The following is a 16,286-nucleotide window of genomic DNA, read 5'->3' as shown; positions in this document are numbered from 1 at the left end:
TGGTCAATGAAGGGTTAGAAATTGGCTTCCAGGGAAACCGTGACGGTACGCTCGACCCCGACGATGTAGGCCGGATCGCCATCGCGGAAACCGCTGTAAGTGCCTGCGTTGGTTTTGGTGGTGTACACGCCGTCCAGGTATTTCTTGTCGAACAGGTTGTCGACGTTCAGTCGCAAGGTGGCGTCCTTGACGATTTTCTTGTCCACCGGCAAATAGATGCCTCCGCCCAGATTGAAGATGGTGCGCCCCGGAATGCTTTCGTCGTTGGTCAGGTCGCCGTAAAGCTTGCTGGTGACCTTGCCGCCGAACGTGCCGTAATAACTGCCATCGTCATAGCCGATATTGGCCGCCAGCATGTTCTTCGGCACGTTGGTGAACTGCTTGCCACTGGTAGGCAATTCGAGGGCTGCGCCGTTATTGAAAACGGTCAGGTCATCTTTCTGTTTGGCGCGGGTGTAGGTGTATGAGGTGTAGTAGTTGAAGTGGTTAGGCAACAGGCCGCTCCACTCCAGCTCCAGACCGCTGTTGTCCACTGCGCCGGCGTTGATATCGGCAAAGTCGCCGTTGACGTCCTTCGAAGACACCTGACGGTCCTTGAACTGCATGTAAAACAGGGTGGCCGCCAGCGTCATGTCCTGGTCGGTAAAGCGCCAGCCCAGTTCGTGGTTCCAGCTGGTTTCCGGCTTGCTGTTGATGGAGCCGGTGCCCGGGTCGTACAGCACGTAGTTCTGCGGTATGCGCATGTTGCGCGACAGGCTGTAGAACAACTGGTCACGCTCATCGAGCTGATATTTGAGACCGACGTTGGGCAGCAGCTTGTTATACGTCTGGTCACGTTTTTCCGGCCGCTCGGTGAGGCTGCCGTGGTTGTCGCCTTCTCGTTCGACATTCATGAAGGCCAGGCCGCCAATGAGTGTCCAGTCAGGGGCGAAATACCACGTGTCCTGAGCCCAGACTTTTTGCGCAGGCGTAACGGTATAGCGGTCCCGGCCCTGGATCTCGTTGCCATTGGCATCGACCACGTAATCGGAGTCCGGCAAGATACTTTCCGGCTTGCCGTTGCTCTTCAGGCGAATGAAAGGCTGGGTCTGCAACTGGCGCGCGCGTTCATACCAGTAGCCAACTTGCACGCTGTGTTCGTCGTTGATGTCCCAGTTCAACTTGGTGGTGATGCCGGGGCGCCAGGTCTGGGTACGTGAAGGCCGGTAATAAACGCCAGTGGTCGATGAACCGTCAGCGTTATAAGCGGCAGCGGTCGGCAGATTGCTCAGGTCAAATACACCGCCCAGGTTAGAGCCGCGGTTTAGCGCGTAGGACGAGCTGTTTACACCGCTGCCGTTGCCCCAGAAGTAATAAGGTATGACGGACAGCGACAGGTTGTCGGCCAGTTTAAATTGCGTATTGAGCACACCGGTGAAGGTCTGGAACGGGTTTTGCGCCAGCTCGTAATAACCGGAGAGTTTGCCGTTGCTGCCCAGTGCAGGCCTGGACGGATAAGGGTCGAACTTGCGGCCGCCTTGTTCAAACTGGCTCTTTGTTAGCTGGCTGTAACTGTTGTTGTCTTGCTCGTGGTACTTGAGGATCAGGTTGGCCGTATTGCCCGACCCCATGTCGAAAAAGCTGTTCCATTCCACCTTGTCAGCGCGCACTGCCCCGTCACCGCGCCATTTCTGGCCTTCGGTGTGAGACATCGACAACCAGTTGCTTAGCCCGTTTATCTCACCGGTATTGAGCCGCGCGAAGGTTTTGTAAGTGCCGTTGCTGCCCGCCACCTGTTTGACGAATGCGCCGGTTTCCTTGGTGGGCCGAATGGTCACAATGCCAATATTGCCGCCGCTGGAACCGATGTGCGGGCCGTCACTTTCTGCAGCACCCTGAGTCACGAAAATCTGATCGATGTTTTCCGGGTCACCCAGCAGGTTGGAATACAGCGCGTAGTTGCCGGAGTCATTGATCGGCATGCCGTCAACCGACATGCCGACCTGATCGGAGTTGAGCCCGCGCATGGTGAACTTGAATCCTGAAAGACCGGTGGCGTCTTCGCTGGAGATGTTCAGGCCTGGCGTGTACTTGAGCTTGTCGATCGCATTCCCGGTCGCGGTCTGCTTGTCGAGTGCTTCTTTAGTGACAGTGGAACGCGCCTTGATGCTTTCCTCCTGCACCATGTAACCACCACCGGCAGTTGCCTTGCCTTGCACGCCAATGGTGCCGACATCACTGGCGTTCTGGTCAGCCATGGCCATGCCGTGGCTCATGCCAGCGGCGACCAACGCAAGGTGAATCCTGGAAAACTTCATCACATTGTTCCTTGTCAGTGCTATTGCACGCTGTAGTTGAAGGTGGCGGTAAAGCGCTGTTCATTGCGCCCGCCGAAGGCTTGTTCAGGAAATGGCTTGACCTGCTTGATGCGGCGCAGGCTATTGGTCGCGGCTCGATTGAGCAGCATGCTGGAGGCCTGGCTCTGAATACCGGAATCGAGCACGTGCCCTTGACGGTCGACCAGCAACCACACCACCACTTCGCCACTCGGGCGCTCGAGCGATGCCTGACGTCCGGTCGGGTATTGTTTGTAGCCGTCCAGTTCGTTGCGCAGCCCTTTGAGGTAACCCCCTTCAATACCCTGAGAGTCCACCTTCGGCGGTGCGGGTGGCGCGGGTGGTGACGGCGGCGATACCGGGGCGCTGACCACCGGTTTGCTGGGTGCCTGAACCGGCTCGACGGGTTTGGCCACTGGCGGTTTGGGCTTGGGCAAAGGTTTAGGTTTCGGCTCTGGCTTGGGCTTGGGAACGGGCTTGGGCGGCGGAGCAGGCTCGGCGTCTTCGCTCTCGACTACGGGTGGCGGAGGCGGCGGCTCTTCGGCCTGAGGCGGAGGCGGCTCGGCCTGCTTCAATGGCTCCGGCGCAGGCGCTTCGGGCTCGATCAGCGCGAGTTCCACTGCAGACTCGTCGTAGACCGGCTCCATTTTCAGCGGGCGAGTCTGCACACCAATCACGATTGCAATGAGTGCCAGCAGCGCAGGCAGGCCACCAAGCCACTGGCGTACGCGAAACAGGGCGTACATGATCAGGACTTACGCGTAGCGATGGAAACGGATGTGAAGCCACCCAGACGCAAGGTGTCCATGACCTCGACCAGGCGTGCGACTTCGACGCCTTTGTCGCTGTTCACGATGATGGTGGTTTTGGTGTCCGGCTTTTCCAGCGCCTTCAAGGCTGGCACCAGAGCATCGACGGTGGTGGCCTTGCCGTCGAGTTGCAACTCGCCGTTGAGCCCCAGGGTCAGGATCGATTTGTTCTGCGGTTTGAGCTGCTGGGAGCTGCTGGCGCTGGGTAGCTGGGTTTTCATGCCCAGAGCCGGAATCACGTTCAGGCTTACCAGCACAAAAAACACCAACAGGAACATCATCACGTCGATCATCGGGATCAGTTCGATGTGTGCCTTGCGCTTCTTGGGTTCATCCCACGTTCTCATGCCAGCTTCTCGCTCTCTTGTAAGAGGCCGAGAATCTAACAACCGAACATGACCGATCGGTTGGTTTTACAAGTCCGATACATGACTGTTACATGGCTTTTGTGCGCACATCCTGTGGCACATAAATGATTCTTGCATCTGTCACACAAACGCCATCACAACGCTGCAGCGTTTGAGCATTTAACCCGGTGGAAAATACGGATGAGCGTCCTGCTGCCAACTATCCGAACCTCGCGTCTATTGCTCGCTGCGTTGCGCCCGAACCAGGCTTCGACCCTGTCACGCCTGGCAGACGAGCCCACTATCGCGGCCATGACCTCGACGCTGCCCAGCCCCTATACGCTGGAGCATGCGCAGGCATTCATCGCTGAAATACCCGAACATTTTGCCGCAGGTCGAACGTTGACCCTCGGGGTTCACGTCAGGGAAACCTCAGAGCTGACCGGGGTCGTCTCGTTGCGCTTCTCCAAATCGCATCACAGCGCCAACCTGGGTTACTGGACCGGAGCCGACTACCGCAACAAGGGCTACATCTGCGAAGCGGTTCAGGGCTTGCTGATGCACGGATTCACTAACATGAACCTCAATCGCATCGCAGGTCAGTGTTTCAGCGACAACCCGGCCAGCGCCAGGGTGCTGGAGAAGTGCGGACTGTCGTACGAGGGATGCATGAAAGAGGTGTTTCTGAAAAACGGTGTATTCAAGGACATGCTGCTGTTCGGGCTATTGCGCTCGCAGTACGTAGCGTCGGAGACCATGTAATGACTGATTTCAACGCGGACCGTCGCCGCATCATCACGGGAGTGGCCGGTGCCACCTTACTGTCGATCCTGAGCCCGTTCGCCCGCAGCGCCGGTGTCGATTATCCGTTTACGCTAGGCGTGGCGTCTGGCGACCCGGTGCCGGACGGCTTTGTGATCTGGACACGTCTGGCCCCCAAACCAGTCACCCCGACAGGCGACGGTGGCTTGACCAAGCCAGTTGAAGTGCGCTGGAAAATTGCCAGCGACGCGGCCATGACACGCATTGTGCGTTCGGGCCAGACCACTGCCCATGCGCGCTTTGCGCACTCAGTGCATGTTGAAGCGAGCGGTCTGCAGCCAGGCCGTCCCTATTGGTATCAGTTCGAAAGCCTGGGCGCGCAAAGCCCGGTGGGCCAGGCGTGCACTGCGCCGCCAGCAACCGCCATGGTCGCGGCGCGATTCGGTTTTGTGTCGTGTTCACATTGGGAAGCCGGCTATTTCAGCGCCTACCGGCACCTGGCGGCAGAGCGGCCTGATCTGGTGTTCTTTCTCGGCGACTATATCTATGAGATGAACGCATCTTCTGAAAAAATCCAGTTCCCGCGTCGCCATGCCACACCAGACCCGATGGACCTCTCCGGCTATCGCAACCGATACGCGCAGTACAAGACCGACCCGGACCTGCAAGCCCTGCATGCCTGCGCGCCGAGCGTCGTCACCTGGGACGATCACGAAGTGCAGAATGACTACGCAGCGCAGTGGTCCCAGGATCCGGGCGTATCGGTAGAAAGCTTCCTGCGTCGCAGAGCCGCCGCTTACCAAGCCTTCTACGAGCACATGCCTTTGCGCGCCAGCAGCCTGCCCAAGGGGCCGGATATGCGCATCTACCGCAATCTGGATTACGGCCGTCTGGCTCGTTTTCATGTTCTGGACGGTCGGCAATATCGCTCTGAACAACCCTGTATTCCGGCCAGCGGCAGCCACAAGGGCTACGTCGCACGCGGCGACTGCGCTGACCTTACTGACCCGAAACGCACCATGCTCGGCTGGGAGCAGGAAGCCTGGCTGGACCGCAGCTTTGCTCAATCCCCCGGACAATGGAATGTCATCGCTCAGGATTTGCTGGTCGCGCCGCTGATACAACGCAATCCGGGTACCCAGGAACTGGGCCGCTGGACCGATGGCTGGGACGGCTACATAACCACTCGCGAGCGTATGTTGGCTTCTCTGCAACGCCATCAAACCCGCAACCCGGTGTTCTGGGGCGGCGATATTCATTCGTTCTGGACCACTGACCTGCATGCCGATGCAGGCAACCCGGACTCAGCCGTCATCGCCACCGAATTCGTCGGCACCTCGGTCACATCCGGCGGGCCGCCGTTCGAGGCCTTCAATAGCATTCTCGGGCTCAACCCGCACGTGAAGTTCTTCGAAAGTCGTCAGCGTGGCTACGTCGCCGTCGACCTGACTGAACATCAGATGTCTGCCCGCTTCCAGGTGGTTTCGGATGTGCTCGACCCTGCCGCCAGCGTGTCGACGCTCAAGCGCTTTATGGTAGAAGCCGGAAAGGCGGGGGCTATGGAGGGATAGGCGCTGAGCGCCCTTCTATTGTCCACCCCTGCGCGACAGTCAAACCCGCTTCGTTTCGAGAGAGATTACTGTAGGAAAAATCGCGACCCAATAAAAAGGCTTTTCCGCAGATCAGCGGAAAAGCCTTCTATCTATCGCGCAGCATCTGAAGCAGAGTATCGAGGCAATGCGCACTATTTCAACTGATTGGCGAACCGTCCGACCGCACCGACCACCTGTTTCGCACCCTCCTGAATCTCGACGATCACTGCGCCCGCCTCGTTGGCCAGCAACAGGCCCTGCTCGGCCTGAGTGCGGCTATTGGCCATGCCGCGCACGGCTTCATCAGCCAGCGCCTGGTTTTGCTGCACCACGGTGACGATTTCTTCGGTCGCCGCACTGGTGCGGCCTGCCAACTGACGAACTTCGTCGGCAACCACCGCAAAGCCCCTGCCCTGCTCACCAGCCCGGGCGGCTTCGATGGCGGCGTTCAGCGCCAGCAAATTGGTCTGCTGGGCGATGCCGCCAATGGTTTGTACGATGGAGTTGATCAACACTGACTGTTTGCCCAAGGCTTCGATTCCGGAGGACGCCGACTGCATTTCTTCGGAGATCTTGCGCATGGTATCGACAGTATTCTGTACAACATCTGCGCCACGCTGGGCACTGACGTCAGTGCGTTGGGATATTTCAAAAGCTACGCTGGCTGCCTGGCTGACTTCATCTTCGCGGGCCACCTGATCAGTCACCAGCGTGGCGAACTTGACGACCTTGTAGAGTTTGCCCTGCGCGTCATGGACCGGGTTATAGGTCGCCTCCAGCCAGACATCACGGCCGCTGCTGTCGATGCGTTTGAACCGGCCAGCGACAAACTCGCCACGGTTGAGCGTTGCCCAGAAATCTCGGTAGGCAGCCTGCGACGTTTCATGCGAATCGCAGAACATGCTGTGGTGCTTGCCTTTGATTTGCGTGAGGTTGTAACCCATGCCGCGCAGAAACTGTTCGTTGGCAGTCAGCACATGCCCGCTCAGGTCGAACTCGATCACGGCACTCGAGCGTAACAGGGCCTGAATGAACGCAGCATTCTCGGCAGCCTTTTCGACGACCTCCGTGATATCCGATCCGTAACACTGCAAGTGCGTCAGCTTGCCCTGCTCATCCAGAACCGGCTGCCACATCGCGCGGATCCAGACCAGGCTGCCATTGGCATGCAGAAAACGGTACCTGTCGATGACCGACTCACCGTTCTGCGTCGCTGACTTCAGGTCGCGATAACACGCGAGCTGCCTGACGTAACTCGGCACCAGTTGGTCCATGTCACGGCCAACAAGCTGATCGAGCGTATAGCCCAGCGCCTGCAGGAAATTCCCGTTGGCGTGGGAGATGCGGTTGCTGGCATCCAGAGTCATCGACAGCATTCGCGCGTCGATACCTTTCTGCATTTGCCGGTACATGAATAACTCGGCCTGTTGTGCCTGTAATTCCTTTTTCAAGCGAGTATTGAACATGGCTGCACCGTTGAGAGGGTTGTACGTATATATCGGCACAAGCGTAGACGCAGTGGAGGCATTTCGTCGGAATATGACAGGTGAAATTCTATGTTTTGCCTGACATTCGTGACGTAGAACCGAAAATCCGCATTTGAGCTAGCCTTGGATTGAAACCAGAGGGGCAAAGCTGATGTCGATGTGCGGCAGGGCCAGTCCTGCCGGGCCGAAAGGGTCTGTTAAGCTCCGTTGCCTGACGCACGGTCATTTGAGGAAGCTTTGATGCAACGCATTCTGATTACAGGTGCCAATGGATTTGTAGGCCAGACGCTGTGCAGCAGGCTGCAACAGGCGGGGCATCATGTCATTGCACTGGTAGGCGCCGAGTCGTCGCTGTCCGCACAGGCCAGCGAGTCTGTACGCTGTGATATTCGCGATGCAGATGGCCTGGAGCACGCGTTGTCTCGAACAGCGCCGACTCACGTTGTGCATCTGGCAGCGGTCACCCATGTGCCTACCAGCTTCAAAGACCCTGTACTGACCTGGCAAACCAACGTCATGGGCAGCGTAAACCTGTTACAGGCACTGCAACGAAAGGCTCCCGATGCCTTTGCATTGTTCGTGAGCTCGTCGGAGGTATACGGCGAAACCTTCAAGCAAGGCACCGCGCTGGGCGAAGAGAGCGTCTGCAAGCCGATGAACCCCTATGCAGCCAGCAAGCTCGCGGCAGAAGCGGCGTTCAACGAGCATTTGCGTCAGGGCCACAGAGGGGTTGTCGTACGCCCCTTCAATCACATTGGTGCCAGGCAGTCGCCTGATTTTGCTACCGCGTCGTTTGCCAGACAGATCGCCCTGATCGAGGCGGGAAAACAGCTACCCGAGTTGAAAGTCGGCAACCTGCTGGCGGCGCGAGACTTTCTTGATGTGCATGATGTGTGCGAGGCCTATATCGCCTTGTTGACGCTGGCCGACACGCGAGAAGACTGTCCCGGGTGCCTGAACATCTGCAGCGGGGAGCCCACCAGCCTCGAAACCATACTTGCGCATCTCATGGCACTAAGCTCAGGCACCATCGAAGTAAAAGTCGACCCGGAGCGCATGCGTCCTTCGGACATACCCAGCGCCTTCGGCAACAACTCCGCGATGCGAGGCTTCACGGGCTGGAAACCGACTACCAGCCTGAACGAAACGCTTGCCAACCTTCTGAACTACTGGCGTCACGAAGTGGCATCAACAGTAGTTTGAGCAATCGAATATATTCATCGGATTGCCAGCACAGGCGTCATGATCAATGACGCCTTGAAGCTCAGCCCTGCCGCGCGCAGGGCTTCAATCAGAACGAGCGCCCGTTCTGATTACGCTTTACATCGGCATCTACCATCAACCGGCACAGCTCTTCGAGACCGGTCTTTGCCTCCCACCCCAGCACGTTTCTGGCTTTTTCAGGATTGCCGATCAGTAATTCGACTTCAGACGGTCGATAGAACCGTGGATTGACCTGCACCAGAGGCTTGCCTGTGTTCACGTCGATGCCGCGCTCGTTTTCTGCACTGCCCACCCACTCAAGGTTGATGTCGACAGCCTTGAACGCCATGGATACAAAATCACGAACAGTTTCGGATCGATGGGTTGCCAGGACGAAAGAGTCAGGCTCGTCGGCCTGCAGCATCCGCCACATACCTTCGACATACTCTTTGGCAAAGCCCCAGTCCCGCCGTGCGTCCAGGTTGCCCAGCTCCAGAATCTGCGGCATGCCCAGTGAAATACGAGCAGCGGCATCGGTGATCTTGCGGGTGACGAACTCCTTGCCGCGCAGCGGAGACTCGTGATTGAACAAAATTCCGCTGGCACCAAAGATGCCGTAGGACTCCCGATAGTTGATCGTCATCCAGTGCGCATACAATTTGGCGACACCATAGGGGCTGCGCGGATAAAACGACGTCGTCTCAACCTGCGGTACTTCCTGCACCTTGCCGAACATCTCGGACGTCGATGCCTGGTAAAACCGTATTTTCGGGTTCACGATCCGTATGGCTTCAAGCAGATTGACGGCTCCAAGACCAGTGATTTCCGCTGTCGTGATGGGCTGATCGAAGGAAACACCGACGAAGCTCAGCGCTGCCAGGTTGTATATCTGGGTGGGCTCAGCCTTTTGCAGCAGGCGAATACTCGCGCTCAGGTCTGTCAGGTCATGCTCGACCAGATGCAGATTCGGATGTTCGGCGACACCGAGTTCCTCGAGCCGCCAGAAATTGACAGAGCTGGTACGGCGAAAAGTACCGTAGACCCTGTAGCCTTTTTCCAGCAGAAGCTGAGTAAGGTAAGCGCCATCCTGGCCTGTGACGCCAGTGATGATTACGGACTCTGTGGGTGTGGTCATAATGGGATTCCGGTCTGGGGCTGGCTCGGCGTGTAGTTATTGTAGTGCGCTGTGTCGATGAACAGCAGCACGCGCGCTTCGAAGACAACCCAGAGTTTGAGTCGAAGCACCCGATCACTATAGATCTGGAATCTGAAGTGCAGCCGGTCAATTTCAAATAGCCACTTCTGCGATCACTCGGGGAGGATCAGACAGCGAGTCCGACGGCTGATATAGCGCCTTGGCGCTGCGGCCACACAGACCGCTGGTCGATATTATGAATTAGCTTGACGCAAATTGATGGCACTAAGACATCATGCATAATGTCTTATGTCTCTCGATGTTAATGCTTGGTGCAACATGCTCGCCTCACCCTTTGATCGTCCCAGCCCTGAAGATTCGCAAACCCTTGCCGAGGTCGAGCGAACGATTGTTACAGGCGTGGGCGGGCTGCGCTTCAACCGCGCTCTCGAGCGGCGTTACCAGGTGGAAACCCGGCTGCAACGGCGTGAGTTTCTGACAGTCATGAGCATCGGTGGCAGCCTGATCTATAACCTGTTTCTGATCAGTGACTGGCTGATTTTGCGGGATGTGTTTATGTACGTGGCCTTGGGCCGTCTGTGCCTGATCACACCTATGTTTATCATTCTGTTGGTGCTCGCTCGGCGCTTTCCCTCTCGTCAGGCGATGGAAACGACCGCAGCCGTGGCTACCGTGCTGTGCTCGCTCATGCCGATGGTGGTGATGATTTACAGCGAGAGCCCCTATCAGATCTTTTATCAGCTGGGCATGCTGCTGATCATGGTCTATTGCACCATGATCCAGCAGTTGCCGCTGCGCCACGCAGCTGCTGCAATGTCATCCATGCTGATCATCCAGCTAGTGACCACCTACATCGCCAACTTTGGTGATGTGCTCATCTGGCAGGCCAATGCACTGTTGTTCGTCTCCACGGTCATGCTGCTGTTGATGGCTTCCTATTTTCTGGAGCGGGCAGCCCGTCTCAGCTATCTTTTTGCGCTGCGCGGGCGCTTGCTGCAAGTGCAGTTGCTGGAATACGCACGTACCGATGCGCTGACCCGCCTGTTCAATCGACGCTATCAGGACGAAGTGCTGACGTCGGTCTGGGAGCGCGCTCGAAAAAAGCAGGCAAGCGTGGCCATCATCCTGCTGGATATTGATCACTTCAAATCCTACAACGACAACTACGGCCATCCGCAAGGCGATGTCTGCCTGAAATTGCTCTGCAACGAGATTCAGCGAAGTGCAACCGCCTGTGGTGCAATGGCGTTCAGGTTTGGCGGTGAAGAGGTGCTGGTCTTGATGAATGCCGATGCTGGCCAGGCCACAAAAATGGCAGAAACGCTGAAAGCCTCGGTGGCTGCCCTAAAGTTGCCGCACCCTGCGCAGGGGGAAGGCGCGCACGTCACCATCAGCCTCGGCGTCGCGTCTGCGATTGCCCCCCTGACCACTTACGACACGCTGATCAGCGCCGCCGACGATGCGCTGTACGCTGCCAAGCGCGCCGGGCGCAATGCTGTGTTTTGCCAGCCCTGACGCCTCCAGGCGGCAGAAACGGCAAGTGCGGACGCTATCCGCTGTTGCAAGGCAGGCCTGATCACCCGACAGGTAAGTGATTTGCCAGGCTTTACCCCACTCCCCTTCCCGCTTTAATCTCGACGCGCAATCATTTGGCTGGGAGCCATCGCATGGGCGTTCACATTGACATCAATAACAACCCCACTGAAGAGGATCGTCTGGCGATTCTCGAGCCGTTGAAGCGTTTCAACGCCGAGCAGGCAGGGGACGGGAAGTCCGAGAAGATTGCAATATTCATTCGCGATGACGAGACGCAGGAGGTTCTCGGGGGTCTGCACATGCGCATTCTGTTCGAATGGCTGTTCATCGAGTTACTGGTCGTGCCGGAGCAGGTCCGTGGACAGGGGATGGGCTCACGTCTGATGCAGATGGCCGAAGATCTGGCCATAGAGAGAGGCTGTGTGGGCATATGGCTGGACACCTTCGACTTCCAGGCGCCGGACTTTTATCGCCGTCACGGTTACACCGAGTTCGGCCAGCTCGATGACTACCCGCGCGGGCACAAACGCTACTTTTTCCAGAAGCGCCTGTCGAGCGAACAGCCCTGAGGTATTTGCGGCGAGCCTGGTGCGATTATCGATTGCGGCAAGGCTCGCCGCTATGCGCTGCAACAATTGGCTCATTGCCTGAGCGCCCATTGAAGCGGTCCACTTGTCTGCAACGTTCAGAAACACGCTGACCCCGTTACGCACGCTTTGTAACAAGAATGTTCCGCCCCTGCTGCGTTACTATTCTGCGCCTACGGTCCGCCAGAGCTTTGAATCAGGATGTCCTCTTCGTCCGCCGAACAACCCGCGTCACTACCTTCCGTTCTCGCAGGCCCGCTGTTACGCCGTCAGGAAGCCAACCGCCTGGTGATGTGGCTCGTGGGCTCGCGTCCTCTGAGCCTCACGTTGCGTCTACGCCACGCTGGTGCTGATCGTGCGGCGGACGAGTTCATTGAGCACCCTCTCACCGAGCAGCAATGTCAGGTCATTGCTGTGGGCCGCCACGCCTTTGTTCATCTGATCGACCTGCAACTGGAAGCCGATCTGCCGCGAGATACCTGGATCGATTACGACCTGCGGGTGGAAGGTGAGCCAGGGGGTATTGCCAACTGGGCGCCGCACTTGCTTTACGAGGGCGCTCGTTACCCGAACTTCGTGGTGCGCAGCAGCATCGATCATCTGCTGCATGGCTCTTGCCGCAAGCCGCACCATTGCGCAGCGGACGGTCTGCTGTGTGTGGACCGCTTGCTGGCCGACACCCAAGACCCGCTGCAGCGCCCCGCACTGCTGATGATGAGCGGCGATCAGGTCTACGCCGACGATGTCGCCGGGCCGATGCTGCGCGCCGTTCACGCGCTGATCAACCGCCTGGGGCTGTTCGACGAGCAGCTCGACGGCGCAGTGGTCGAGGACAGCGCCAGCCTCTACGTGCATCCGGCCAGCTATTATCAGCGCGCCGACCTGTTGCCCGCGCTGAAAAGCAACGACACCCTGCGCGAACGGTTCTTTGGTGGCGCCAGCAAACCTGTATTCACCAGCAGCACAGCGGACAACCATCTGGTCACCCTGGCGGAGGTCATGGCGATGTACCTGCTGGTCTGGTCGCCTGTGCCGTGGACCCTTATCGAACCTGGCATGCCGCGCCTCGATGCAGAAGAACTCGAACGCTATGCCAAAGAGCAGCAACTGATCGATGAGTTCATTTCAGGCCTGGGCAGCGTAGCGCGGGCCATGGCGCACCTGCCCTGCCTGATGATCTTCGACGACCACGACATCACCGATGACTGGAATTTGTCGGCAAACTGGGAAGAAACAGCCTACGGCCACCCGTTCTCGAAGCGCATCATCGGCAACGCCTTGCTGGCCTACCTGTTGTGCCAGGGTTGGGGGAATGATCCGGATGCGCTCAACGACCTGATCAGGCAGGCGCATTCATTGAGCGCCGAAGCTGTCGGCAATGACCACTGGCTGGACAGTCGCTCGCAGGACACATTGATCGATCAGTTGCTGAAGTTCCAGCAATGGCATTACGTTCTGCCGACCAGCCCGGCGCTGGTGGTGCTCGACACCCGGACCCGCCGCTGGCGCAGCGAGTCGAACTTCAACCATCCGTCGGGTCTGCTGGACTGGGAGGCGCTCTGCGAACTGCAGCAGGAGCTGATTGATCATGAATCGGCAATTATCGTATCGCCCGCGCCGGTGTTCGGGGTCAAGCTGATCGAAGCAATACAGCGGATTTTCAGCTGGTGCGGCTATCCGCTGCTGGTAGACGCCGAGAACTGGATGGCCCACCGGGGCGCAGCCAACGTCATTCTGAACATCTTTCGCCACTCCAGAACCCCCGGTAATTACGTGATTCTGTCAGGCGATGTGCATTACTCGTTTGTCTACGAAATCCTGATTCGCCACCGCAGTGGCGGGCCTCATATATGGCAGATCACCAGCAGCGGTATCAAGAATGAATTCCCCCGACGCTTACTCGATACTTTTGATCGGTTGAATCGCTGGTTATACTCACCCCGCTCACCGCTTAACTGGTTCACCAAGCGCCGCCTGATGAAGGTCATCCCGCGCACGCCCGAGCACAGCAAGGCTGGTGAACGCTTATGGAACTCGGCAGGTGTCGGTCAGGTTTTCTTCAATGAACAAGGCCAGCCGACCCTGATCAACCAACTCAATGCCAACGGTGAATCGCCTACCTGCTTCGTCGAACCGGAAGAATACAGGGACGGTCGGTCGGGAACAGATCGCAGTTTTCTGGAAAACAACCAGAAAACAAGGGATAGTCACCGCTAAACTTATCGGCAGTTGCCGGGTCGATAGTTGCTACCCGTCAGGTTTGCGGCACACCCTGGCAAGCATTATTTCCTGGAGAGCGCCCCGTGATAACCAATCAACGCATAGCCAGAATCAACGCCTGGGGCGCGCATGGCTTCACCGCCACCGGCGTCGTCCTTGCGTTTCTGGCTACCATTGCCTTGTTTAACAATGAACCCAAAGCCTGCCTGTTGTGGCTCGGTGCGGCGCTGATCGTAGATGGCGTAGACGGCTCGCTGGCACGCAAGGTCAACACCACCTCGGTACTTCCGCACTTCGATGGGTCGGTGCTGGACCTGGTGATTGATTACCTGACCTACGTGTTCATCCCCGCATTGTTCATCTACCGATACATTCCGGTGCCGGACTACACCCTGCTGCTGAGCATCTCGGTGATCCTGGTCTCGTCGCTGTTCTGCTTCTGCAACGTCGACATGAAGAGCAAGGACAACTACTTTCAGGGCTTTCCTGCGGCCTGGAACGTAGTCGCACTGTGCCTTTACATTCTTTCGCCGGCGCCCTGGCTGACATTCATCACCATCATCGCTCTGGCTTTGCTGACCCTGACCCGCATGAAGTTTCTGCACCCTTTCCGTGTGCGTCGCTTCATGCCGATCAACATCGCAGTGACCACCGTATGGCTGCTATCCAGCGCCCTGCTGATCAGCAACCATCCGCACAATGGCCCCGTGGTCATGGGCGTGTGGATGACCATGTCGGCTTACTTCCTGGGGATCTGCATCTGGAGAACTTCACTGGAATGGCTGGGCCGGCTCAAGGCCTGAGCTGACTGTCAGACCATGAAAGCTCGCTGATCGCCCTGCGCGGTCAGCGAGCTTTTTTATGCGAGCATCACTTGCTCGAGGCAGCCGCCTCAGCCGCAGGCCGGACCTTGCCGAAGTGGTGCGTCGTATAGCAGCACAGTCCCAGCCCGCTCAGGGCGAGCAAACCGCCGACGATGCCGACATCCGCCACCCCCAGCTGACTGCTTACCACACTGCCCAGCAGCGCCCCGCCGCCGATACCGATATTGAAGATGCCCGAGAACAGCGCCATCGCCACATCGGTCGCATCCGGCGCCAGCGCCAGCACGCGCGCTTGCAAGAGCAGCCCGAAACACATGATCGCCATGCCCCAGACCACAGTCAGCGTACCCAGCGAGATTGCATCGCCGGAGAGCGGCAACAGCATCAGCAGGCACAGCGTCAGGGTGCCAATGGCAGTGATCAACAGCCCATTCGGGAACCGATCGCTGAACAGGCTGAAAATGATAGAGCCCATGATCCCTGCGCCACCAAAGACCAGCAGCAGGATCGTGGTCATTTCGCCACTGAGCCTGGACACCGTCTGGGTGAACGGTTCGATGTAGCTGTAGGCGGTGAAATGCGCAGTCACCACGATGGCGGTCAGCAGATAGATCGCCATCAGGCGCGGACGCTTGAACAGGATCGGCAGGCTGCGCAACGAGCCAGAGTTCTGACTGGGCAGCAGCGGCAGCGCGCGGGCCAACAGGAAAACCACCAGCGCAGCGACCCCGGCGATGCCCAGAAAGGTGGTGCGCCAGCCCAGAGCCTCACCAAGCACCCGACCCAGCGGAATGCCGAGGACCATGGCCAGCGAGGTACCTGTCGCCAACAACCCGAGGGCCTGAACCTGTTTGCCCGGTGGCGCGATACGCACTGCCAGCGATGCGGTGACCGACCAGAACACCGCATGCGCAAATGCAATACCGACACGGCTGACCAGCAGGATCGCGAAGCTTGAGGCCATCGCAGAGATGACGTGGCTGACCACAAACAGACCAAACACAAACATCAGCAGCTTGCGCCGCTCGATATTGCGCGTCGCCAGCATCATCGGCAGCGACATCAGTGACACCACCCAGGCGTAGATCGTAAGCATCAGCCCGACCTGTGCCGGCGTCATGTCGAAGCTCTGGCCGATGTTGCTCAGCAGGCCGATCGGCACGAACTCGGTGGTGTTGAAAATGAAGGCCGCCAAGGCCAACGCGAAGACGCCCAGCCAGCTGCCAGCGCTTTCATTTTCATGGGCGTTCGGAGGTGTCGTTATCAAGAATTCACAGCTCTCTAAAAATATTCAAACCCGGAGGTCGACCGCCACGCATCACAACACGCATGGCACCTGTGCATAAAACCACGGCCTGTCCCACTGAAAAACCAACGCAAAAACGCTCCGCTCGACCGTCAAGACCGGGCGCAGTGTGTGAAGTGGATTATTGTGAATATAGGGAATA

The 16,286-nt window shown here is 58.1% G+C and carries 13 protein-coding genes; 7 read left to right on the top strand and 6 right to left on the bottom strand.

Features of this window, described 5'->3' with window-relative positions; all coding sequences use genetic code 11:
• Positions 1 to 14 precede the first annotated feature (14 nt).
• From ALO43_RS21030 to ALO43_RS21020, 3 genes are read right to left on the bottom strand one after another with little or no spacing between them, the layout of a single operon-like run.
• The gene (locus ALO43_RS21030) at positions 15 to 2,297 is read right to left on the bottom strand and encodes a TonB-dependent receptor (RefSeq protein WP_054998010.1); all 2,283 of its coding nucleotides are present in this window, start codon (positions 2,295 to 2,297) and stop codon (positions 15 to 17) included.
• Positions 2,298 to 2,317: 20 nt separating this feature from the next.
• Complete coding sequence (locus tag ALO43_RS21025) at positions 2,318 to 3,061, bottom strand: energy transducer TonB family protein (RefSeq protein ID WP_054998009.1); 744 nt, start codon at positions 3,059 to 3,061, stop codon at positions 2,318 to 2,320.
• A gap of 2 nt (positions 3,062 to 3,063) precedes the next feature.
• Positions 3,064 to 3,471: an ExbD/TolR family protein gene (locus ALO43_RS21020; protein WP_005898009.1), complete on the bottom strand. Its 408-nt coding sequence runs from the start codon at positions 3,469 to 3,471 to the stop codon at positions 3,064 to 3,066.
• Between the two features lie 201 nt (positions 3,472 to 3,672).
• Between ALO43_RS21020 and ALO43_RS21015 the strand changes: the two genes are divergently transcribed.
• Positions 3,673 to 4,233 (top strand): GNAT family N-acetyltransferase, encoded by a 561-nt coding sequence (locus ALO43_RS21015; RefSeq protein WP_024690777.1) that lies wholly within the window; start codon positions 3,673 to 3,675, stop codon positions 4,231 to 4,233.
• Positions 4,233 to 5,804 carry an alkaline phosphatase D family protein gene (locus ALO43_RS21010; protein WP_054998008.1) on the top strand — a complete coding sequence of 524 codons (1,572 nt, stop codon included), beginning with the start codon at positions 4,233 to 4,235 and terminating at the stop codon, positions 5,802 to 5,804. Before ALO43_RS21015 ends, ALO43_RS21010 begins: the two co-directional genes overlap by 1 nt.
• 173 nt (positions 5,805 to 5,977) lie before the next feature.
• Here ALO43_RS21010 and ALO43_RS21005 read toward each other — a convergent pair whose 3' ends face one another.
• Complete coding sequence (locus ALO43_RS21005; RefSeq protein WP_024690778.1) at positions 5,978 to 7,291, bottom strand: methyl-accepting chemotaxis protein; 1,314 nt, start codon at positions 7,289 to 7,291, stop codon at positions 5,978 to 5,980.
• 261 nt (positions 7,292 to 7,552) lie between these two features.
• Here ALO43_RS21005 and ALO43_RS21000 point away from each other — a divergent pair, with 261 nt between their 5' ends.
• Positions 7,553 to 8,515, top strand: coding sequence for a GDP-mannose 4,6-dehydratase (locus ALO43_RS21000; RefSeq protein WP_054998007.1), 963 nt, complete (start codon positions 7,553 to 7,555; stop codon positions 8,513 to 8,515).
• An 88-nt stretch (positions 8,516 to 8,603) separates the two neighbouring features.
• On the opposite strand, the gene gmd is transcribed toward ALO43_RS21000, so the two are convergent.
• Entirely contained in the window at positions 8,604 to 9,650 is a 1,047-nt protein-coding gene (gmd, locus tag ALO43_RS20995) for a GDP-mannose 4,6-dehydratase (RefSeq protein ID WP_024690780.1), read from the bottom strand.
• A 339-nt stretch (positions 9,651 to 9,989) separates the two neighbouring features.
• Here gmd and ALO43_RS20990 point away from each other — a divergent pair, with 339 nt between their 5' ends.
• The 4 genes from ALO43_RS20990 to pcsA all read left to right on the top strand — a co-directional run bounded on the left by ALO43_RS20990 (position 9,990) and on the right by pcsA (position 14,817).
• On the top strand, positions 9,990 to 11,186 hold the full coding sequence (locus ALO43_RS20990; protein WP_005890980.1) for a GGDEF domain-containing protein: 1,197 nt from the start codon (positions 9,990 to 9,992) through the stop codon (positions 11,184 to 11,186).
• Positions 11,187 to 11,338: 152 nt separating this feature from the next.
• Positions 11,339 to 11,776 (top strand): GNAT family N-acetyltransferase, encoded by a 438-nt coding sequence (locus tag ALO43_RS20985; RefSeq protein WP_005890979.1) that lies wholly within the window; start codon positions 11,339 to 11,341, stop codon positions 11,774 to 11,776.
• Between the two features lie 219 nt (positions 11,777 to 11,995).
• Positions 11,996 to 14,011, top strand: a complete 2,016-nt coding sequence (locus ALO43_RS20980; protein ID WP_054998006.1) for an alkaline phosphatase D family protein — start codon at positions 11,996 to 11,998, stop codon at positions 14,009 to 14,011.
• 86 nt (positions 14,012 to 14,097) lie between these two features.
• Positions 14,098 to 14,817, top strand: coding sequence for a phosphatidylcholine synthase (pcsA, locus tag ALO43_RS20975; protein WP_005890977.1), 720 nt, complete (start codon positions 14,098 to 14,100; stop codon positions 14,815 to 14,817).
• 67 nt (positions 14,818 to 14,884) lie between these two features.
• Here the strand turns inward: pcsA and ALO43_RS20970 are convergent, their stop codons facing one another.
• On the bottom strand, positions 14,885 to 16,105 hold the full coding sequence (locus ALO43_RS20970; protein WP_005890976.1) for a sugar transporter: 1,221 nt from the start codon (positions 16,103 to 16,105) through the stop codon (positions 14,885 to 14,887).
• Between the last annotated feature and the right edge of the window lie 181 nt (positions 16,106 to 16,286).

Origin of the sequence: Pseudomonas tremae (assembly GCF_001401155.1) — a bacterium.
Classification (GTDB): domain Bacteria; phylum Pseudomonadota; class Gammaproteobacteria; order Pseudomonadales; family Pseudomonadaceae; genus Aquipseudomonas; species Aquipseudomonas tremae.
The sequence above is the reverse complement of the archived record's forward strand: the minus strand, read 5'-3'. Positions and strand labels throughout refer to the sequence as shown.